Origin of the sequence: Streptomyces sp. NBC_00523 (assembly GCF_036346615.1) — a bacterium.
Lineage (GTDB): Bacteria > Actinomycetota > Actinomycetes > Streptomycetales > Streptomycetaceae > Streptomyces.
This window is the reverse complement of the sequence record NZ_CP107836.1, coordinates 3,340,750-3,360,483: the sequence shown is the minus strand read 5'-3', so window position 1 is coordinate 3,360,483 and position 19,734 is coordinate 3,340,750. Positions and strand designations below refer to the sequence as shown.

General features: G+C 73.6%; 21 protein-coding genes. 15 read left to right on the top strand and 6 right to left on the bottom strand.

Annotated elements, in window-relative coordinates:
• The first annotated feature begins 63 nt into the window (after positions 1–63).
• The 10 genes from OHS17_RS15160 to OHS17_RS15115 all read left to right on the top strand — a co-directional run bounded on the left by OHS17_RS15160 (position 64) and on the right by OHS17_RS15115 (position 9,814).
• Entirely contained in the window at positions 64–750 is a 687-nt protein-coding gene (locus OHS17_RS15160; protein ID WP_330312612.1) for an SAF domain-containing protein, read from the top strand.
• The gene (locus OHS17_RS15155) at positions 750–1,622 is read left to right on the top strand and encodes a hypothetical protein (RefSeq protein WP_330312611.1); all 873 of its coding nucleotides are present in this window, start codon (positions 750–752) and stop codon (positions 1,620–1,622) included. Before OHS17_RS15160 ends, OHS17_RS15155 begins: the two co-directional genes overlap by 1 nt.
• Positions 1,612–3,159 (top strand): CpaF family protein, encoded by a 1,548-nt coding sequence (locus tag OHS17_RS15150; protein ID WP_330312610.1) that lies wholly within the window; start codon positions 1,612–1,614, stop codon positions 3,157–3,159. Before OHS17_RS15155 ends, OHS17_RS15150 begins: the two co-directional genes overlap by 11 nt.
• The gene (locus OHS17_RS15145; protein ID WP_330312609.1) at positions 3,156–4,070 is read left to right on the top strand and encodes a type II secretion system F family protein; all 915 of its coding nucleotides are present in this window, start codon (positions 3,156–3,158) and stop codon (positions 4,068–4,070) included. The genes OHS17_RS15150 and OHS17_RS15145 overlap by 4 nt, the downstream gene beginning before the upstream one ends.
• A complete protein-coding gene (locus OHS17_RS15140; RefSeq protein ID WP_330312608.1) occupies positions 4,067–4,957 on the top strand; it encodes a hypothetical protein in 891 nt (296 codons plus the stop codon). Before OHS17_RS15145 ends, OHS17_RS15140 begins: the two co-directional genes overlap by 4 nt.
• A 104-nt stretch (positions 4,958–5,061) precedes the next feature.
• Positions 5,062–5,286: a hypothetical protein gene (locus OHS17_RS15135; RefSeq protein WP_161209902.1), complete on the top strand. Its 225-nt coding sequence runs from the start codon at positions 5,062–5,064 to the stop codon at positions 5,284–5,286.
• Positions 5,286–5,693: a TadE family protein gene (locus OHS17_RS15130; protein ID WP_018102193.1), complete on the top strand. Its 408-nt coding sequence runs from the start codon at positions 5,286–5,288 to the stop codon at positions 5,691–5,693. Before OHS17_RS15135 ends, OHS17_RS15130 begins: the two co-directional genes overlap by 1 nt.
• A 1-nt stretch (position 5,694) precedes the next feature.
• Positions 5,695–6,117 carry a TadE/TadG family type IV pilus assembly protein gene (locus OHS17_RS15125; protein ID WP_018102194.1) on the top strand — a complete coding sequence of 141 codons (423 nt, stop codon included), beginning with the start codon at positions 5,695–5,697 and terminating at the stop codon, positions 6,115–6,117.
• A complete protein-coding gene (locus tag OHS17_RS15120; protein WP_330312607.1) occupies positions 6,117–6,542 on the top strand; it encodes a hypothetical protein in 426 nt (141 codons plus the stop codon). Before OHS17_RS15125 ends, OHS17_RS15120 begins: the two co-directional genes overlap by 1 nt.
• Entirely contained in the window at positions 6,539–9,814 is a 3,276-nt protein-coding gene (locus tag OHS17_RS15115) for a LysM peptidoglycan-binding domain-containing protein (protein ID WP_330312606.1), read from the top strand. Before OHS17_RS15120 ends, OHS17_RS15115 begins: the two co-directional genes overlap by 4 nt.
• On the opposite strand, the gene OHS17_RS15110 is transcribed toward OHS17_RS15115, so the two are convergent.
• Positions 9,811–11,313 carry a glycoside hydrolase family 43 protein gene (locus OHS17_RS15110; protein WP_330312605.1) on the bottom strand — a complete coding sequence of 501 codons (1,503 nt, stop codon included), beginning with the start codon at positions 11,311–11,313 and terminating at the stop codon, positions 9,811–9,813. The two genes, OHS17_RS15115 and OHS17_RS15110, sit on opposite strands and share 4 nt — an antisense overlap.
• Positions 11,314–11,450: 137 nt before the next feature.
• Complete coding sequence (locus OHS17_RS15105; protein ID WP_330312604.1) at positions 11,451–12,236, bottom strand: SDR family oxidoreductase; 786 nt, start codon at positions 12,234–12,236, stop codon at positions 11,451–11,453.
• A gap of 217 nt (positions 12,237–12,453) precedes the next feature.
• Here OHS17_RS15105 and OHS17_RS15100 point away from each other — a divergent pair, with 217 nt between their 5' ends.
• Together OHS17_RS15100 and OHS17_RS15095 are read left to right on the top strand one after the other, a co-directional pair.
• Positions 12,454–13,041: a DUF2165 family protein gene (locus OHS17_RS15100; RefSeq protein ID WP_330312603.1), complete on the top strand. Its 588-nt coding sequence runs from the start codon at positions 12,454–12,456 to the stop codon at positions 13,039–13,041.
• 134 nt (positions 13,042–13,175) lie between these two features.
• The gene (locus OHS17_RS15095) at positions 13,176–14,117 is read left to right on the top strand and encodes a UbiA family prenyltransferase (RefSeq protein WP_330312602.1); all 942 of its coding nucleotides are present in this window, start codon (positions 13,176–13,178) and stop codon (positions 14,115–14,117) included.
• A gap of 54 nt (positions 14,118–14,171) precedes the next feature.
• Here OHS17_RS15095 and OHS17_RS15090 read toward each other — a convergent pair whose 3' ends face one another.
• The 3 genes from OHS17_RS15090 to OHS17_RS15080 all read right to left on the bottom strand — a co-directional run bounded on the left by OHS17_RS15090 (position 14,172) and on the right by OHS17_RS15080 (position 16,386).
• Complete coding sequence (locus OHS17_RS15090; protein ID WP_164629103.1) at positions 14,172–14,849, bottom strand: response regulator; 678 nt, start codon at positions 14,847–14,849, stop codon at positions 14,172–14,174.
• Positions 14,846–15,955 carry a sensor histidine kinase gene (locus OHS17_RS15085; protein WP_330312601.1) on the bottom strand — a complete coding sequence of 370 codons (1,110 nt, stop codon included), beginning with the start codon at positions 15,953–15,955 and terminating at the stop codon, positions 14,846–14,848. The genes OHS17_RS15090 and OHS17_RS15085 overlap by 4 nt, the downstream gene beginning before the upstream one ends.
• 113 nt (positions 15,956–16,068) lie before the next feature.
• Complete coding sequence (locus OHS17_RS15080) at positions 16,069–16,386, bottom strand: hypothetical protein (protein WP_330312600.1); 318 nt, start codon at positions 16,384–16,386, stop codon at positions 16,069–16,071.
• 177 nt (positions 16,387–16,563) lie between these two features.
• Here OHS17_RS15080 and OHS17_RS15075 point away from each other — a divergent pair, with 177 nt between their 5' ends.
• The 3 genes from OHS17_RS15075 to OHS17_RS15065 all read left to right on the top strand — a co-directional run bounded on the left by OHS17_RS15075 (position 16,564) and on the right by OHS17_RS15065 (position 19,091).
• Positions 16,564–17,163, top strand: coding sequence for a TetR family transcriptional regulator (locus OHS17_RS15075; RefSeq protein WP_161210426.1), 600 nt, complete (start codon positions 16,564–16,566; stop codon positions 17,161–17,163).
• Between the two features lie 492 nt (positions 17,164–17,655).
• A complete protein-coding gene (locus OHS17_RS15070; RefSeq protein WP_330312599.1) occupies positions 17,656–18,273 on the top strand; it encodes a helix-turn-helix transcriptional regulator in 618 nt (205 codons plus the stop codon).
• Positions 18,274–18,290: 17 nt separating this feature from the next.
• The gene (locus OHS17_RS15065) at positions 18,291–19,091 is read left to right on the top strand and encodes an HAD family hydrolase (protein WP_330312598.1); all 801 of its coding nucleotides are present in this window, start codon (positions 18,291–18,293) and stop codon (positions 19,089–19,091) included.
• On the opposite strand, the gene OHS17_RS15060 is transcribed toward OHS17_RS15065, so the two are convergent.
• Positions 19,060–19,722, bottom strand: coding sequence for a 4'-phosphopantetheinyl transferase family protein (locus tag OHS17_RS15060; RefSeq protein ID WP_330312597.1), 663 nt, complete (start codon positions 19,720–19,722; stop codon positions 19,060–19,062). The genes OHS17_RS15065 and OHS17_RS15060 overlap by 32 nt on opposite strands.
• Between the last annotated feature and the right edge of the window lie 12 nt (positions 19,723–19,734).

Genomic DNA, 19,734 nt, shown 5'->3' with positions numbered 1-19,734 from the left:
GACCGGGAAGCACCACCGCCCGATGACGAGCGCGCGCAGCGAAAGCACTGCTGGAGGCACCCATTGAGCAGGACCAAGACCGCCGCCCCGCCCTACCAGGGCGGCGCGCCGGGCACCCCCACCCCCGTGGCGCCCCCGCGGGCACTGAAGCAGCGACGGCGCCGCCCGGCCCTCATCGCCCTGTCCCTCGCCCTGACCGCCGTCGGCGGGCTCTCCGGCGCCCTGCTGTTCACGGCGACCGGCGAGCGCACCGACGTGCTCGCCGTCACCCACGCGGTGGCGGCCGGTGAGGTCATCGAGGACGGCGACCTCACCGAGGTCTCCATATCCCTGGACCCGGCCCTCAAGCCCGTCAAGGCGGCGGACCGGGGCGCCGTCGTCGGCAAGCGGGCGGCGGTCTCGCTCACCCCGGGCGCCCTGCTCGCCCGCGACCAGTACACCTCCACCAGCCTCCTCAAGCAGGGCGACACCCTCGTCGGCGTCGCCACCAAGCCCTCCCAGCGGCCCACCTCCGGGCTGTTCCCGGGGCGCAAGGTCCTCATCGTCAGCACCCCGGGCGAGAACGACGAGACGTCCGACGCCCCGCCGCAGACCATCGCGGCTACCGTCGTCGCGGTCGGCGACCCCGCCGACGCCACCGGGGTCGCCACCATCGACGTGGCCGTCCCGGCGACCGACGGACCGGCCCTCGCGGCGCGGGCCGCCACCGGCCGGGTGGCGATCGTCGTGAAGAGCGGGAGCGGTTCCTGATGTCCGTGATCGCGCTGGCCGGCGGGACCGGGGCCCCGGGGGTGACCAGCTCGGCGCTCGCCCTGCTGCTCGCCTGGCCCCTGGACCCCGGGCGCCGGCTGATCCTCGCCGAGTGCGACCCCGACGGCGGGGCCGTCCTCGCGGGCGCCCTCCAGGGCCGCATGGACGCCCGCTACGGGCTGCGCAACCTCGCCGTGGCCCAGCGGAAGGACGAACTGGTCGAGGCGTTCTGGCGGCAGCTGGTCGACATCTCCGAGGACAACAGCAGCAGCCGGCTCCTGCTGCCCGGGATCACCGACCCCGCGCAGGCCGCCGGGCTCGACCCCGCCTGGGGCAGCCTCGCCGAACTGTTCGCCCGGATCGAGGACCACCAGCACGACGTCCTGGTCGACCTCGGCCGGCGCGGCGCGTTCGGCGCCTCGGCGGTGCTCGCCAAGCGGGCGGACGTCGTCGTGATGGTCGTCCGCAACACTCTGCGCGGGGTCCAGAGCGCCCAGGTCCGCGTCGAGGCGCTGCGCAAGTCGCTGGCCGGGCCCGGCGGCACGGGCGCCGACGCGCTCGCCGTCCTGCTGGTCGAGGGCGGGCCCTACACGTCCGGCGAGGTCGAGAAGGCGCTCGGGGTGCCGGTGCTCGCCAGGATGCCCTGGCGGCCCAAGCAGGCCGAGGTGCTGTCCGACGGGGTGGACGGCGGCAGCCGCTTCGACCGCTCCGACCTGATGCGCGCCGCCCGGGCGGCCACCGGTCCGCTGCGCGAGCGGGTCGCCCTGCGCCGCGACCGCCTCGCACCCCGCGCCCCGGGCCCGTACCACCAGGGCGCCGCCTACCACCCGCAAGGACCGTACGGGGAAGGGGAGAAGGCCGATGCGCGCTAACCCGCTGCACCCCGACCCGGTGATGCACCCCAATCCGGCGGCCGAGCACACCGTCGCGTTCAAGCGCGGCGAGTTCGGCCCGCCCGTCCCGCCCCGGACCGACCCGCGCGCCGGGCAGCGGCCCACCGCCGGGGTCTCCTCGATCCGGGCGATCGGCGAGACGCGCCTCCCGCAGGCCACCGTCGACTACCGGGTCGCCGGCGAGATCAAGAAGCGGGTCGCGGACCGGCTCGCCCAGGAGATCAAGGCGTCGGCCCGGATGAGCCCGGAGTCCCAGGCCCAGCGCGGCCGCGCCCTGATCAACGAGGCCGTCGCCGTCTGGTCCGACGCCATCGCCGTCGAACGCGGGGCGAGCACCACCCAGGCCGAGGACGCGGCCCTCGCCTCCGCCGTCTACGACATGCTCTTCCGGGCCGGGCGCCTCCAGCCCTATCTGGACGACGAGCGCGTCGAGAACATCCTCATCAACGGCTACGACGAGGTGTGGCTCGACTACGGGGACAGCGGGCGGGTCCGGGTCGCGCCCGTCGCCGACTCCGACGAGGAGCTCCAGGAGATGCTCCGGGACCTGGCGCGCCGCACCGGGCAGAGCGAGCGGACCCTGTCCACCGCCGACCCGTTCCTCGCGCTGCGCCTCGCCGACGGCTCCCGGCTCCAGGCCGTCACCGGGGTCACCCCGAAGACCTTCGTCACCATCCGCAGGCACCGCGTCAAGGACGTGGACCTCGACGGGATGATCCAGCTCGGCGCCATCGACGAGACCCTGGCCGCCTTCCTGGCCGCCGCCGTGCGCGCCGAGAAGAACATCATGATCACGGGCGAGCAGGCGGTCGGGAAGACCTCGCTGCTGCGCGCCCTGCTCAAGGAGATCGACCCGGACGAGCGCTTCGCCACCATCGAGACCGAGTTCGAACTCTTCGCGCACACCAACGGCTTCCACCGCCAGGTCGTGCCGATGGAGTCCCGCGAGTCCAACGGCGAACGCGGCGCCGACGGCCGGGGCGCGGGCGAGATCACCCTGCTCGACCTCATCCACCGCGCGCTGCGCATGTCGCTGTCCCGGGTCGTCGTCGGCGAGGTCCGCGGCCAGGAGATCGTCGCCATGATGCAGGCGATGACCAACGGCAAGGGCGGCAACCTCTGCACCATCCACGCCCGCCGCCCCGAGATCGTCTTCGACCGCATCGCGGAGCTGTACCTGCTGGCCCAGGACAACATGACCGAGCAGCTGGCGTACCGTCAGGCCGCCAACGGGCTGGACTTCATCGTGTTCGTCTCGATGCGCGACGAGACCCGCATCGAGGGCAAGCGGCACCGGTTCGTCTCGCACGTCCTGGAGGTCACCGGCATGGGCGAGAACGGCCGCCCCGCCACCAACCGGATCTTCGCGCCCCGCCCCGGCGAGCCGAGGGCCGTCCCGCACATGCACCCCTCCTGCCTGGAGGACCTGGTCCGGGTCGGCTTCCCCGTACACCTGCTGGACCATCCGCACGGCTCCTGGCCGCGCCCGCTGGACCTCCAGGTGATGGCCGGATGAATCTCATGCTGATGTGGGTGCTCGCCGGACTCGCCGTCGCCGGCGGCCTGGTGGGCCTGGTCGCGGGACTGGTCGGCACGACGGCCCCGCGCCCGGTCCGCCGCTCGCGCAGGGGCCTCGGCGGCAGCGTGGCGCACGACGCGGCCATGCGCCGCCGGACCCGCTGGGCGGCGGGCGGCGTCCTCGCCCTGGCCGTCTGGGTGATCACCGGCGTCTTCACCGGCGGGCTGCTCGTCGGCGCCGCCGTGGTCGGGGTGCCCTGGCTGCTCTCGCCCACGAAGAACGCGACCGTGCGCATCGACAAGCTGGAGGCGCTCGGCGAGTGGACCCAGCGCCTGTCCGACGTGCTGCGCCTCGGCATGGGCCTGGAACAGGCGATGATCGCCAGCCGCCGCGGCGCGCCCGCCGACCTGGAGAACGAGATCGCCGACCTCGCCGACCGCCTCCAGGTCGGCTGGCGCCCCGCCGACGCGCTGGAGTCGTTCGCCGACGCGCTGGACGACGTCACCGCCGACAAGGTGCTCGCCGCGCTGATGCTCTGCGCATCGGATCGGGGTCCCGGTCTCGCGCAGGCGCTGGAGGACCTGTCCGAAGCGGTACGCGAAGAGGTCGGCAAGCGCCGCCAGATCGAGGCCGACCGGGCCAAGCCGCGCACCACCGTGCGGTGGATGACCATCATCACGCTCTGCGTGGTCGGGGCCGGCTTCCTCGTCCCCAGCTACACCGCGCCCTACGGCACGCTCCTCGGACAGCTCGTCCTGGCCCTGCTGACGGCGGCGTTCGCCGGGGTGCTGATCTGGATGCGCTCGCTGGCCGACCACCGCCCGGTGGCCCGGTTCCTGATCGCCGATCCGCGCAGCCGGGTCAAGCTGCCGGAACCGCCCGAACCGCTCCAGGAGGCCCAGTCGTGATACCCCCGGCCGCGATCTTCGCGGGCCTCGCCGTGGGCGGCGGCCTCGCCCTGCTCATACGGGAACTGGTCGGCCCGCAACCCGACTTGGCGGCAAGCCTGCGCCGCCTGAACGCCACCGCCCCGGAAGCGGACCAGGAGACGGGCCCGGTCAGCCGGGACGACGCGTGGGGCGCCTGGCTCCTCGAACACCTCCAGGGACTGCCCGGGGTCACCATCCCGCGCAAGGACCTGGCGCTGGTCGGCCAGACCCCCGAGCGGTTCCTGCTGCTCAAGGCGGCGCTGGCGGGCGGCGGACTGCTGATCCCGCCGTTCGTCGTCGGCGCCTGGACGCTGATGGGGCTCGGCGTGCCGTTCTACCTGCCCGTCGTGGTGGGTCTGGTCCTGGGCGTGCTCCTCTGGTTCATCCCGGACCTGTCCGTACGGGACCAGGCGGCGCGGGCACGCGAGGAGTTCTCGCACGCGATCGCCGCCTACCTGGACCTCGTCGCGCTCAAGCGGGCCGCCGACTCCGGGCCGACCGAGGCCCTGGAACGCGCCGCCGCCGTCGGCCGGGGCTGGGCCTTCACCCGGCTCCAGGAGGCGATGATGCGGGCCCGCGTGGACAAGGTCCCGCCGTGGGAGGCGCTGGTTCAGCTGACCCAGGAGCTGGACCTGCCGGTCCTGGAGGACGTCGCCGAGATCATGCGGATGTCGGCGCACGACGGCGCCGCCGTCTACACGACGCTGCGGGCCCGGTCCAAGTCCCTGCGGACCGAACTGCTCGCCAAGCAGGCCGCCGAGGCGAACGAGAACAGCGAGAAGATGACCGCCCCCGGCGCGCTCCTCGCCGTGCTCGTGATGCTGATGGTCGCCTTCCCCGCGGTGATCAACATCATGGCCACGTAACAGCGGTAACAACCGGCTACGCGCCGAACCGGCGTGACGGCCAACGGCGTCTCCTCACAAGGGAGTCGACGCTTACGAAGAGAAGGAACGAGGAGGCTCGCAGCATGAACGCGATCAACAAGCTCACGAACCGGGCCGCTGTATCCCTGACCATGGTCCTGGCGGTGCTGGCCGACCGCGTCGAGCAGGGCGCCAAGGACCCGGACCGCGGTGACGTCTCCATCACCACGGTGATCATCTGGGTCGCCGCCGTGACGGGTGCGCTGCTCATCGCCGGCACCATCGCGACGGTCATCTCCAGGTACAACGGCAAGCTGGCGGGCATCTGATGAAGCCCGCGGTCGTCGCGCGCCGCCCGCTGGACGACCGCGGCGACACCTCGGTCCAGATGGCGATCGTCTTCCCGTTCATCATCCTGCTGACGATCGCCGTGGTGCAGGTGTCGCTCTGGTACTACGCGCGCAACGTGGCCCTGACCGCCGCCCGTGAGGGCGTCGCGGCCGCCCGGGTCTACGAGTCGGGCCCGGGCGCCGGCGCGGAGCGCGCGCAGGCGGTGCTCGGCCGGATCGCGGGCAACACACTGCTCGGCCCGTCCGTCTCCACGGGCGGCAGCACGGCGGAGCGCATCCGCGTCCAGGTCACCGGACGCGCCCCTTCGCTGCTGCCCGGCGTGCCGGGGCTGACGATCACACAGAGCGCGTCCGGGCCCGTGGAGCGCTGGACCACCGGGGGATGAAGTGAACTGGGACGACCGGGGGAGCGAGGCGATCCAGGCCGCGATCGTCACGCCGTTGATGATCATTTTTCTCTGCCTGGCCCTCGCGGGCGGCCGGGTGGTGACCGCCGGGAACAAGGTGGACGCCGCCGCCGAGGACGCGGCCCGCGAGGCGTCCATCTCGCGCACCGCCGGGGCCGCGCAGAGCAACGCCCTCGCCGCCGCGCAGGAGACGCTGGCGGACCAGGGCCTCACCTGCTCCGGCACCAGCGTCAGCGTGGACGCCTCGGGGCTCAACGCCCCCCTGGGCACCGTCGGAACGGTCCGCGTGACCGTCGCGTGCACCGTTCCGCTGTCCGACCTGATGCTGCCGGGCGCCCCCGGCAGCCACACCCTCACGTCGACGTTCACCTCGGCGGTCGACGCGTACCGGGAGCGCGACTGATGCGTACGTACGACGACCGCGGCGGCATCGCCGTCTACAGCGCCATCGTCACCGTGGCGCTCCTCGCCGTCATCGGGATCACCGTGGACGGCGGCGGCAAGCTGCGCGCCACGGAGCGGGCCGACGCCATCGCGATGGAGGCCGCCCGGGCCGGGGGCCAGGCCATCGACCCCGCGCAGGCCATCCCGGGCAAGGCCGTCGTCGCCCAGCCCGCCGCCGCGCAGGCCGCGGCGGCGGCGTACCTCTCGGCGGCCGGGGCGCACGGCAGCGCGACGGTGTCGGCCGACGGGAAGCGGGTGACGGTCACCGTGACCGGCACGTACGACACGCGCTTCCTCACGGTCGTCGGCATTTCCTCCATGTCCGTCCACGGGGAGGGGCACGCCACGCTCATCCACGGTGTCGTCGCCCCGGAAGGGTCGTGATCGCGGTGCGTACGGTCGGCAATCTGATACGGGCCCTGCTGAGCCTGCTCGTCCTGGCGGCGCTGCTCGCCGGGCTGCCGGTGCTGCTCTGGTGGGCGACCGGTGTCGTCCTCGGCAACGGCATCGAGGACCTGACCCACCTGTTCTCCCGGCAGGACACCGGGGGAGCCTTCCTGCTCCTGCTCGCCGCCGTCGGCTGGGTCGGCTGGGCGGGCTTCGCCTTCTCCGTCCTGCTGGAGATCCCCGCCGGGCTGCGCGGCCGCACGGCCCGCCGGCTGAGCGGCCTCGGGGCGAGCCAGCGGGCCGCCGCGACGCTGATCGGCTCCATCCTGGTGCTCCTGCCGACGGCCGGATCGGCCCTCGCCGCACCGGCCGCCGCGCCGGTCTCCGTCACCCAGTCGTACGCCCACACCGGCGCCCAGGACACCGCGCACGCCTCGGACGCCCGCACCACGCGGCAGGCCGCATCGGCCGACTCGTACACCGTGCGGGACGTCCGTCCGGCCGAGAGCCTGTGGAGCATCGCGGAGGACCGGCTGGGCGACGGCAACCGCTGGCAGGAGATCGCCACGCTCAACGAGGGCCGGGTGATGACGGACGGCACGGTCTTCCACGCCCAGGGCTTCCTCCAGCCCGGCTGGAAGCTGCGGATGCCGGCCGGTACGGGGGCCGCCCACGAGGCGGCGGCGTCCTCCGGCGAGAGGGCGACCGTGCGCCCCGGCGACTCGCTGGGCGCCATCGCGGACCGCGAACTCGGCGACCCCGCGCGCTACGGGGAGATCTTCGACCTCAACCGGGGTACGGAGCTGCCGGGTGGCGGCACGTTCACGAACCCGGACCTGATCATCCCGGGCCAGAAGCTGAAGCTCCCGGCCTCCGGCCCGGACGAGGCGGGCCCGGCGAAGCCCCGGCCGGCGGAGCCGGCGAAGCCGAAGCCGGCGGACCCGGCACCGGACGAGTCGGCCCGCCCCGCCCCCGCCCCGGCCAAGCCCGCCGAGACGGCGAAGCCGAAGCCCGCCGAGACGGCGAAGCCGCACCCGGCCGAGAGCGCCGAGCCCGTACCGGCCAAACCGGCGGAGACTGCCAAGCCGAAGCCCGCCGAGACGGCACCCGCGAAGCCCGCCGAGACGGCACCCGCGAAGCCCGCCGAGTCGGCGAAGCCGAAGCCGGAGGAGTCGGCCAAGCCCGCCGAGTCCGCCAAGCCCGCGCCCGCCGAGTCGGCGAAGCCGACCCCCGCGCAGTCGGCGCCCGAGACGGCCGCCCCGGCTCCCGCCGACACCGCCTCCGGTGACGAGGACGCCGGGTTCTCCGCCCGTACCGGCGCCGGAATCGGCGCCCTGCTCGCCGCCGGGGTGCTCGGCGTCCTCGGCACGCGCCGCATCGTGCAGCAGCGTCGCCGGCGCCCCCGGCGCCGCATCGCGTTGCCCGAGGGCGATGCGGCCGTGCTGGAGAGGGACATGCGGGCGGCCTCGGCGGACGTGCCCGAGGGCCTCGACCTGCTGGACCGCGCCCTGCGCACCCTCTCCGCCGAGCTGGCCCGCGAGGGCACCGCGCTGCCGCGGCTCGACGCCGTCGTCGTCACCCCGGACGGGGCCGCGCTCCACCTCTGCGAACCGGCCGTCCCCGTCACGCCGTTCGTGCCCGTGGTGAGCGGGGAGGAGATCTGGTGGTGCCCGAAGGACTCGGCGGCGCTGCTGCCCGCCGAGGGCGCCTCGGCCACCGCGCTCCCGTATCCGGCGCTGATCAGCCTGGGCACCAGCTTCGAGGGGTTCCCGGTCCTGGTCGACCTGGAGCGGATCGGGATGCTCCGGCTCGACGGCGAGACGGACGACGTACGGTCCGTGCTGCTGGCGCTGGCCGTGGAGCTGGCCTCCGACTCGCTGCACGCCGAGCACACGATCCGGCTCGTCGGCTTCGGCGAGGAGCTGAAGACCGCCTTCCCGGGCCGCGTCGCGCACCACGCGACCCTGGAATCCGCCGTCACCGGCCTCCGCGCCCACGACGAGGCGCAGCGGCGGGCGCTGGCCGAGAGCGGGGCGGAGAGCCTGCGCGAGGCGCGGTTGATGGGGGCCGGGGCGGACGCCTGGGCACCGCAGATCGTGCTGTGCGCGCTGCCGCTGACCGGCTCGGACCCGAGCGCGCTCGACCTGCTCGACCTGACGGCGGCGCAGCCCCGCACCTCGCTGGCCGCCGTGACGAGCGCCGACGCCGGGCTCGGACTGCCGGAGACGTGGAGCGTCGACGCGGCGCCCGGCGTCGTCGTGACGATTCCGGAGACAGACCTCGAAGTGATGCTGCAACGCCTCGAACCCGCCCAGTACGCGGCCCTCTTGGAGCTGATGGCGGTCTCCGGGCAGCCCATGGACGAGCCGACGCCCGACTGGGCCCGGCCGCAGGACCCACGACTCACGCTCGCCGTCATGGCCGCCCCGGAAGCGGAGGCCGCCGGGAAGGACGGGAACCCGATGCACGCCGTCCCCGTGGAGGAAACGATCACCGCTGCCACGCCGATGCCCGCCCACCCGTACATCCGGGTGCTCGGGCCGGTCGGGATGGAGTCGGCGGAGGGGCCCGTCGAGTCCAACCGCCGAGGCCGGCTGACCGAGATGGCCGCCTGGCTCGTCCTGCACCCGGGCCTGGAGCACCGCGCGCTGGACGCGGCGATCTGGCCGGGCCGGGAGGTCGGGCACTCGCTGCGCAACTCCAACATCAGCAAGCTGCGCGCCTGGATGGGCGGCCAGTCCTACCTGCCGTTCGTGACGGACGGGCGGTACGCCTTCGCCCCGTACGTGCGGTGCGACTGGCTGGACTTCCAGGAGCTGTACCAGGAGGGCATGCACGCCCGGGGCGCCGCCGCCGACACCGCGCTGGCGCGGGCGCTGTCGCTGGTCCGGGGCACCCCGTTCGCGGGGACCAACCCGCGCAACTACCTGTGGGCGGACACCATGTTCCACGACATCGTGTCGTCGGTCGTGGACGTCGCCCACGAGCTGGCGGAGCGGTGCCTGGCGGCCGGTGACCTCACCGGCGCCGTCGCGGCGGCCACGCGCGGCCTGGTCGCCTCGCCGGAGAGCGAACTGCTCACCCGGGACCTCTTCCGGGCCCACGCGGCACGCGGCGACCGGCCCGCCGTCATCGAGGCGGCGGACCGGCTCAACCGGCTCAACGAGGAGCTGGGGACCGACGCGGAGGACGAGACGATCGACCTGCTCCGCGACCTCCTCAAGGCCCTCCCCGACACGCCCGCGCCCGCCACCACATCGGCCGCCTAGAGGGGTTCGTACGCGAACCAGTCGAAGCGCACCGTGCCGCTCGCCGCGTACAGGCCGATCACCCGGCCCGTGAAGCCGCCGGTCACCTCCGTGGAGAGGTAGCGCCCGTCGAGGGAGCCGAGCGCGGTGAACGTGCCGTCCGGCTCTTCGACGCCCAGGGACACCGTGTCCGGGCCGGTGCACGGGTCGAGCGGGGCCCGGGTGGGCACGATGTCGATCCCGAGCACCACCGGTCCGGCGGGCGCCGGGCGGGACGCGACCACCGTGCGGAGCGGGCCGATGCGGGCGACGAGCCGGATCTGGCCGCCGCCCGCCTCGACCGCGTAGTGATGCGCCTCGTCGAGCCGGACCGCGAGCCCGCCGTGGCCGTCCGCCGCGTCGGTCAACGCCCGTGCCCGGCAAGCCAGGTGCTGCTGGCGGCGGCCGGTGAACACCGCGTCCGGGTCGTCCAGCGTGCCGCCCCGCCCGTGCAGGGTCAGCCAGCCGGGGCGCTCCTTCGTCCCGGCCCGTCCGGCGGTCGAGCGGCGGGGCGAGATCCAGTACGGGCGCGGCTCGGCCTCATCGAAGTCGTCCCGCGCCGGGGCGTCGGGCACGGGCGTCAACGGCCAGGGCGGCGCCGGGAGTTCGGTGGCCACCTCGCCGACGACGGGCCAGCCGTCCACCCAGGTCACCGGCGCGAGGAAGGTCTCCCGGCCGAGCACGTGCCAGCCGGGGGTGCCGCCGCCCGGCCGCACGCCGAGGAGCACCAGCCACCAGGAGCCGTCCGGCCCCTGCACCAGGTCGCCGTGGCCGGTGTTCTGGACGGGGTGCTCGCGGCCCCGGTGGGTGAGCACGGGGTTGTCCGGGCACGGCTCGAACGGCCCGGCGGGCGACGGGCCGCGCGCGACGGAGACGGCGTGCCCGCGCTCGGTGCCGCCCTCCGCGATGACCAGGTACCAGTGGTCGCCGATCCGGTAGAGGTGAGGCGCTTCCGGCGCCTTCGCCCCGGGCGCCCCGGACCAGATGCGGCGCGGTTCGCCCAGGGCCTCGCCGGTGTGCGGGTCGATGCGGACCTGGGAGACCCCGGCCACGGTGCACCAGCAGCTGCCGTCCTCGTCCCAGGCCAGGTCCGGATCGATGCCGGGGACGCCGGGCAGCGGGACCGGGTCGGACCAGGGGCCGGCCGGGTCGGTGGTGGTGAACAGCAGGTTGCCCACCTCGACATTGGTGACGACGAGCCAGAACCGGCCGTCGTGGTGCCGGAGCGTCGGCGCGTAGATGCCGCCGGAGGCCCGGGTCCCCGGGGTCAGGTGCAGCTGCTCGGGGCGGTCGAGGACGTTGCCGATCTGCGTCCAGTGGACCAGGTCGCGGCTGTGGAAGAGCGGGATGCCCGGGAAGTACTCGAAGCTGGAGCACGCCAGGTAGTAGTCGTCGCCGACGCGGCAGACGCTGGGGTCGGGGTGGAACCCGGGGATCACCGGGTTGCTGACGGTGGTGCCCGTCTGGTCTCGGACTGGCATGGCATCCGTTCCTGTACGTCGCGCGTGCTGTCGGAGGAGGGCGTCGAGGCGTGTCTGTCGAAGCGCTTCGACAACGAGGTGACCCTAATGACCGGGTGCGCGCGCGACAAGGGGGTCCTCCGTCAGCGGCGAGGGCCCTACGCGGCTCCGCCGTTGCTCTTGAGCAGCTGGCCGTTGACCCACTGGCCCTGCGGCGAGCACAGGAAGTCCACCAGGTGGGCGGTGTCCTGCGGGGTGCCGAGCCGGCCCAGCGGGGTGCCCAGGCGCAGCTCCTCCGCCAGCTCCTCGCTCATCCACCCGGTGTCCACGGGGCCCGGGTTGATGACGTTGGCGGTGACCCCGAGGTGCGCCAGTTCGCGCGCGGCGGCCAGCGTGATGCGGTCCAGGGCGCCCTTGCTGGCCCCGTACGGCAGGTTGCCGACGGTGTGGTCGCTGGTGAGCGCGACGATCCGGCCCGTCCCGGCGGGGGCGCGGAAGCGCAGCGCGTACTCCCGTATCAGCAGCCACGTGGCGCGGGCGTTCACCGCGAAGTGGCGGTCGAAACTCGCGAGGGTGGTGTCCAGGAGCCCGGAGTCCACGGATTCGGCGTGGCTCAGGACGAGCGCGGTGACCGGCCCGATCCGGCGCTCCGCCTCGTCGAAGATCCGGGTGGGGGCGTCCGGGTCGATCAGGTCCGCCTCGATCGCGGCGGTGCGGGCGCCGTGCGCGGCGAGCGACGCCTCGATGGCCGCTGTCGCCCCGCGCTCCTCGCCCCAGGTCATGCGCCGGTCGTAGGGCGTCCAGTAGGTGAAGGCGATGTCCCAGCCGGACGAGGCCAGTTGGCGGGCGATCCCGGCACCGATGCCGACCGTGCGGCCGACCCCGGTGATGAGCGCGAGGGGACGGGGCGGGACGGCGGGCTGCGGCGTTTCGGTGGTGGTCACGGGGTCCGATCCTGCTCGACAACCCGGGCCCCGGGCAATGGAATTCGGGGACGTACCCCTGGCCGCCCGAGGGGCCCGAACGGGCAGTGCGTACGGGCAGGCCCACGGGCCATCCCGGCCGGGCAGCCCGAAGAGGGAGCTGCCGGGGCGGCGGCGGGAGCGGCAGGCTGAAGGCATCGCACCGCACCCCTTCCCTTCTGCTCCGAGGAGTCTCCCCATGGCACTGACCGCCGACCGGCCCACCGCGACGCAGGACACGACGGGCCCGCGGGCCACCGGCCGGCCGGACCTCGCCGTCCGCTCCCGGCTCGCCGCGCTCAACGCGTTCCTGATGAGCGGGCTCACCCTGTGGCTGGGCCTCGTCACCCTCAACAACCTCAACGACTTCGGCACCAACAAGGCGCTCATCGGCTCGATGCTGACCATGCGCGACCTGGTGAAGGACCCGATACGGGGCAACGGCCTGGAATGGCGCGCGATGCCCGAGTCCATGGCCACACCGGCGCTGATCGGCGTCATCATCTACGAGCTGCTGATCGTGGCCCTGCTGGCCCGGGCGGCGTACGGGCTGTGGCGCAGGGCGCGCGGTCTGGAGACCGGGATCGTCGTGACGCAGCGCGCCAACATCGCGCTGGGCGCCTTCGCCGGGCTGTTCCTGCTGTTCCTCTCGGGCGGCATGTTCTTCGGCTACTGGATCTACATCGGCGCCGCCCAGCAGGTCCACTTCACCGGCCTCATCATCGGCCTGCTCGCCGCCCTGCTGGTCAACCTGCCCTCGGTGACGGGCGCCCAGCGGGAGAGCTGACGCTCCGTCAACTCAGCTGCCGGCACTGCCCCGTCGGCGGTCCTTCCGATACGGCCCCTTCCCCAAAAGGGGTATCGGAACGCCCGCCGATGGGGCATGTGTGTGTCCCGGGCCCGTCATTAATGTCCCTGGTCATGGGGGCATACACCGCACAGCTCAGTTCCGCGACACCGACTTCCACCCTGCGGATCGCAGGTACGGCACGCGCCGCCGTCCTCTTCCTCGAAGAGGCCCGCGTCAGTGTGCAGATCGTCTTTCTGATGCGTTTCCTGGCCGCCGCCGCGGTCACCGCCGGGGGCGGGCTCACGGGGGTGGGGCCCGGGCTGATCGCCCCGGCGGTCAGCTGGGTCCTGGCGACCCTCTTCACGTACGGCATCAACGGGGTGTCGGACGTCCAGGAGGACCGGCTGAACCGGACCGGGCGGCCGATCGCCCGGGGCGACCTCTCGCCGACGGCGGCCGCCCGGCTGACCTGGCTCTCCGCCGCCGGCTCCGTCGTCACCGCGCTGGCCTGCAACAACATCCTGCTGATCACGTTCGTGCTGGCGTTCCTCTTCCTCGGCTACGCCTACTCCGCGGCGCCCTTCCAGCTCAAGCGCAGCGCGGCCGGCACCTCGGGGTCCGTCCTGCTGATGGGCCTGCTGACGTACGCGGCGGGCTGGACGGCCGCGGGGGAGGGCAGGCCGCCGGGCGCGATGCTCGTCCTGGCCGCCGCCATGTCGCTGTGGATGTGCGTGGTGGGCGCCGTGACCAAGGACTTCTCGCACGTCCGGGGCGACGCGGCGGCGGGCCGCCGTACCTCGGTGACCGCCTGGGGCGACACCACCGCCCGGCTGGTGGGCGGGGCGGGCGCCCTCCTGACCGGCGGGGGTTTCCTGGCCGCCGCGCTGACCGGCTGGCCGGCGCTCCTGGGCCCGGCGGCCGCGGTCCTGGCGGGCGGGTCCCTGGTGGTGGCGGTGCTCTGCTACTCGACGCGGGGCGACGCGGCCCGGGGCCGCACCCCGTACCGCGCCTTCATGGTGACGCAGCACCTGGTCCATCTCACCCTGTTCGCCGGGCTGTTCGTCACCGCCTGACCCGGCCGTCCGCACCCGCCCCGCACACGCCTCGTGTGCGGGGCCGAGCCGTTCTCAGAAGCGGCGGCGGGGCTGTTCGGGCTGGGGGAGCAGGCTGCGCTCCACGGCCTTGTTCACGGCGTCGATGCGGGAGACGGCGTCGAGCTTGGTGAAGATGTTCCGCATGTGCCGCTTGATGGTCCCCTCGGCGATGCCGAGCTTCACCGCGATCTGACGGTTGCTCATGGCCTGCGCCACCAGGGCCAGTACCTCCGCCTCGCGTTCGGAGAGTCCGCCCGCGCCGTCGGGTGCGGGCTGCGGTGCGCGCAGGCTGTCGGGCGAGACGGAGACGGTCACGGTGCGCAGCTCGCCGCCCTCGCGGGAGCGGACGGCGGAGATCAGGGTCTCGCGGCCGGTGCTCTTGTGCAGATAGCCGCTGATGCCGAGCTGCAGCAGCTCCTGCACCAGCTGCTGCCCGTCGTACATGCTCAGCACGATGATCCGGAGGCCCGGATCGCCCTGGAGCAGTCTGCGGACGGTGGCCGGGGGGTCGTTGCGCGGCATCTCGATGTCGAGCAGGACGACGTCGGGGCGGTGCGCGGCGGCGAGCCGGATCGCGTCCTCGCCGTTTCCGGCCTGGGCCACGATCTCGAAGCCGGGCTCGGAGCGCAGCAGGTCGCACAGGGCCTCGCGCAGCAGCGTGTGGTCGTCGGCGACGAGGATGCGTACGGATTCGGGGGCGGTCTCGTTCATCGGAGAGCCCGGTCCTCCTTGATCGGTATCCACATGGTGACGTGCGTGCCCCGCCCGGCCGACGAGCCGATGTGCAGGGTGCCGCCGAGCAGGTCGGTGCGTTCCTGGAGGCCGGTGAGGCCGTTGGTGCGGTCCCCGGCGAGGACCTGTTCCACGTCGAAGCCGAGGCCGTCGTCGATGATCTCGCTCTGGATCTCGTGCGGGGCGATGTCGATGTGGACGACGATGTTGCCCGCCTCCGCGTGCCGGAAGGCGTTGCGCAGGCACTCGCGGACCATGACGAAGACCTCCTCCGCCACGGGCGCCGGAATCCACTCGTCCAGGCCCCGCACCCACAGCTGTACGGGGACGCCCTCGTCCCCCATGGAGGCGACGAAGTCGGCGAGCGCCGCCTCCAGGCAGCCCGTGATGGCCGGGCGGCGCAGTTCGGTGACCAGTTCCCGGGTGTGCGCGAGGGTCTCCAGGATGGCGTCCTGGGCGGCCCGCACCTCCTTGGGCACGTCGGAGTTCTGCCGGGCCACCTGGAGCTCGTACAGCTCCAGCTGGCGCATGGCGAGGCTGAGGGAGTTGCCGATCTGGTCGTGGATCTCACGGGCCAGCTTGCGGTGGCCCTTGTCGTGCACCTCGCGGACCCGGGCGAGCATGAACGAGTCGTACGCGATCGAGCCGACCTCCAGGCGCCTGCCGATGCCCTGCTGAAGGGCCCGGATGGCGGCCGCGTAGGCCCGGTCGGCGCCCTCGACGCCCACGGTGCACTCCAGCAGGCGTTCCAGGACGGTGTCGAAGAGGATCACCCCGGCCCGCACCGAGTGCGTGAGGTGGACGCCCTGCTGGACCCGGGCGCTGCCGAGGTCCACGACCTCGGCGATGTGGCTGTCGGAGACCTCGGTCAGGCCGGCCTCCAGGCTGTCGGCGCAGTCACGGAAGACCCGGCGGCCCTGTAACTCGCACTGCGCCCAGACCTCGTCGTCGGCGGCGAGCGGACTGCTGATCCCGCGGAGCCGGGCGTGGTAGAGGGCGATGACCTCGTCCTCGTACGCCCTGAAGCGTTTCACGGGCGGGCCGCCCTGGCGGCTGCCGAGGCGGCTCTGCGCCGGTTCTCTCATCACGCTCTCCTCCCCCGGGGCTCAACTGCTTCTCTAGCGCTGAACCGGTGCAGGATAAGCCGATTTGCGGACTGCGTGGCGGTGATGGCTGGAATCAGCCATTGCCGCACGGCTCAGCCGCGGCGGCGCAGGACGGCGGCGCGGACCTTCAGGAGGTTCGGCACCAGCGTGTAGACGACCGCCGGCACGACGATCCCGGTGATCACCAGGGTGCGCAGAAGCATCGGGAAGCCCTTGACGTACGGGCCGACCAGCAGCTGCACCACGGTCAGGGCGGAGAAGACCGCGATCCAGGTGAGCAGGGCACGCATGTGGACGGAGGGCAGCGCGGCCGGCTGGGCCGGGGTGGCGGGGCGGGGCTGATTCCGGTCGGCGGCGGAGGTGGCGGAAGCGGCGGCGGGGCGGGCGACGGTGGTCATGAGAAGTCCCATCCAGGTCGGTGTGCGGTGCGTACGGAAGGCGGTACGGGCAGTGCTGTCGCTGGTCCTGTCCTGGGGCCTGGGCGGTGGTGCTGCCCTCGGCGACGTGTTCCACTCTGCCAACCAACTAGTTGGATGTCAACCATCCAGTTGGTTGGCATCTGCGGGAAGGCGTTCTACGCTGGTGGCATGACCTCGGACACGACCCACACCAAGGAACGGCTCCTCGCTGCGGCGAAGGAGGAATTCGCAGCTCACGGCATTGCCGGGGCGCGCGTCGACCGCATCGCGGAGCTGGCCGGCGTGAACAAGGAACGGATCTACGGCTACTTCGGCAACAAGCAGAAGCTGTTCGACGCCGTCGTGGGACGTGCGCTGGACGAGCTGGCCGCGGCCGTCCCGCTGAAGGGCGGCGACGACCCCGCCGAGTACGTGGGCCGGGTGTACGACTTCCACCGCGACAACCCGGTCCTCGTCCGGCTCTTCTTCTGGGAGGGCCTGCACTACCGCGACGGCGTCCTGCCCAACGAGGAGGGCCGCCGCGGCCACTACGAGGAGAAGATCGCCGCCCTCGCGGAGAGCTTCGGGACCGAGGCGTCGCCGCAGGTCGCGGCCTGTCTGCTGAGCCTGATCGGGCTCGCCGCCTGGCCCAACGCGGTGCCGCAGCTGGCCCGCCTGATCATCGGCCCCGACGCGGAGGCGGCCGGCGGCCTCGACCTGCGCGCCCACGTGGTGGCCTTCGCCCGCCAGGCCCTCTCCGACGTCCCGCTCGCGGCCCCGGCGGCCTGAGCGGCAGCCCCCAGCGGCCGGATACCCCCGAGGTATCCGGCTACTACTTTCGGTCCGCGGCCACCCGGACTAGGAGGCAGTGACGGCCTCCGGGGCCCTTCGCGCGTCTAGCGTTCCTTGCATACGGGTGGCCCCAGCGGTCACCGACAAGGACCCCTGGGGGTAAGGGCAATGTCGCAGAACCGCGCGGCTCCGGGCCGTGTCCGTGAAGTCCCGTCTGGCCCGCGACGCCTGGCACGCACTCTCGCCGCACCGGCCGAAATCCCAAGTACGTCCAGTACGAGGGATGTCGGCCGGCACGCCGAGAGCACGCACCAGACGCCGCAGGCCACGCCCTCCGGGCGTACGACGGGACTTCACGGACACGACCCGGCAGTCGCCGCTCCGCCGGTACGTTCCACCTCGCCGCTGGTCCCGCAGCAGGCGACCGATGTCATCCTCTCCGTCCGCGACGACCTTCAGCGCTACGGCCTGGAGCGCATGCTCGGTGCCGTGGACGCGGTCGGGAGCTGCCGGGCCTTCCCGGAGCTGTCGGCGGCCGTGGACGCGGTCGGCGACCCGGCGACCGATGTGCTGCTCATCGTGCCGGAGCCGGCCGACCTGGACGGCGACTCCGTGCTGCACCGCGTCGCCGCGTACGGGGTGCGCGTGCTCCTGCTCCTGCCGGACAGCCGGTCCTTCGACCTCGACCGGGTCGCCTCCGTGGCGGGCGCCTCGCTGCTGTTCTCCGACGGCCTCGACGCGGCGGCCCTCGGTGACGTGCTCGGCGCGATGCGGGCCGGCGAGGCGCGCATACCGGCCGCCCTGACCCGGCCCCTCCTCGAACTCGCCGGGCGCGGCGCCCGCGAGGTCCCGGCCGCGCCCCGGCTCACGCCGCGCGAGCGCGAGGCCCTGACGCTCGTCGTGGACGGCCTCAGCAACAAGCAGATCGGGCGCCGGCTGCGGATCTCCGAGCACGGCGCGAAGCGGCTGGTCGCCAACATCCTGGCCAAGCTCAACTGCCCCAACCGCACGCTCGCCGCCGCCCGCGCCCTGCGCGAGGGCCTGTGCGGCCCCGCCCCGCAGGCCGCCGCCCACGCGCCGGCCTCCCCCTACGGAACCGGCTGGTGAACTCCGCGATGAACTTCATGAACCGAGCGATCACGACGAAGGCCACCCGCGCCGCCTTCTTCGACGTCGACGAGACGCTGATCAACACCAAGAGCATGTTCGACTTCCTGCGGTTCTGGATGGCCCGCCACGGCGACGACGGCTCAGGACACGCCGCCGTGATGGCCGGCGTCCGCGAGGCCGCCGACTCCGGCGTGCACCGCTCGGAGATCAACCGCCGCTACTACCGCCGCTTCGCCGGGGTCCCGATGGACGCGCTGCGCACCGCCGGGCGCGAGTGGTACGAGGAGTACCGGCGCGGGCCCGCCGCCGTCACCGTCGCCACCTGGGCCGCCGCGAGCCGGCACCGGGAGGCGGGGGACCTGGTGGTGCTGGTCTCCGGCTCGTTCCGGGGCTGCCTGGACCCGCTCGCCGAGGACCTGGGCGCCGATCTCATCCTCTGCTCGGAGCCGGTCGTCGGCCCCGACGGACTGCTCACCGGTGAGGTGGAGCGCCCGATGATCGGCTCGGTGAAGGCCGACGCGGTCCGCGAGACCATCGCCGGACTCGGCCTGGACGCCGGGGAGTCGAGCTGTTACGGGGACCACGCGAGCGACCTGGACATGCTCCTCGCGGTCGGCCGCCCCGTGGTCGTCGGCGGCACGGACCGGGTCCTGATGGAGCACGCCCAGCGCCTCGACTGGCCGGTCCTCCCGTCGGCCCCGGGCCAGTTGCGTACGGCGGGCGCCTGGGCGGCGGCGGAGCTCACGGGCCTCGCGGACCGGTCCACGTTCACCGCCGCCGCCGTCACCGCCCCCGCCGCAGTGCGATCGCGGTGAGCACCAGGCCCTCGCGCACCGCCCAGTGGCCGGTGAACCAGCCCAGGCGGGCGCCGTCCATCACCGGCCCCGGCACCATCAGCCGGGCCCGGAAGGTGCCCGCCTCCGGGTCGAACGCGAGCCGGGCGTCCCGGAAGCCGAGCCAGCGCCCGGTGAGCGGGAACCACGTCTTGTAGACGGCCTCCTTCGCGCTGAACATCACCGTGGGCCAGTGCACTTCGGGCCTGGCCCGGGCCAGCTCCGCCAGGTGCTCGCGCTCGGCGGGCACGGAGATGTGCCGCACCATCCGCTCCTCCAGGGGCGCGTGGCACTCCGCGTCGATCCCGACGCTGTGGAACCGGTCGCTGCGGGTCAGCGCCGCGGCCCGGTAGCCGTCGCAGTGGGTCATGCTGCCGGTCACCCCGGCCGGCCAGCGCGGTTCGCCCTTGGCGCCCGGGAGGACCGGGGCGGGGGCGACCCCGAGCGCGGACATCGCGCGGCGGGCGCAGTGCCGGGTGGTGGTGAACTCCCGGCGCCGCTGCTCCACGCACTTCGCGAGCAACGGCTCCTCCTCCGGCAGCACTTGGGCCGCGGGGACGTCGGCGGTGGCGTCGGCGCAGGCGACGGCGGGCGGCAGGATCTGCTGGATCACTTCTGCTCCTGG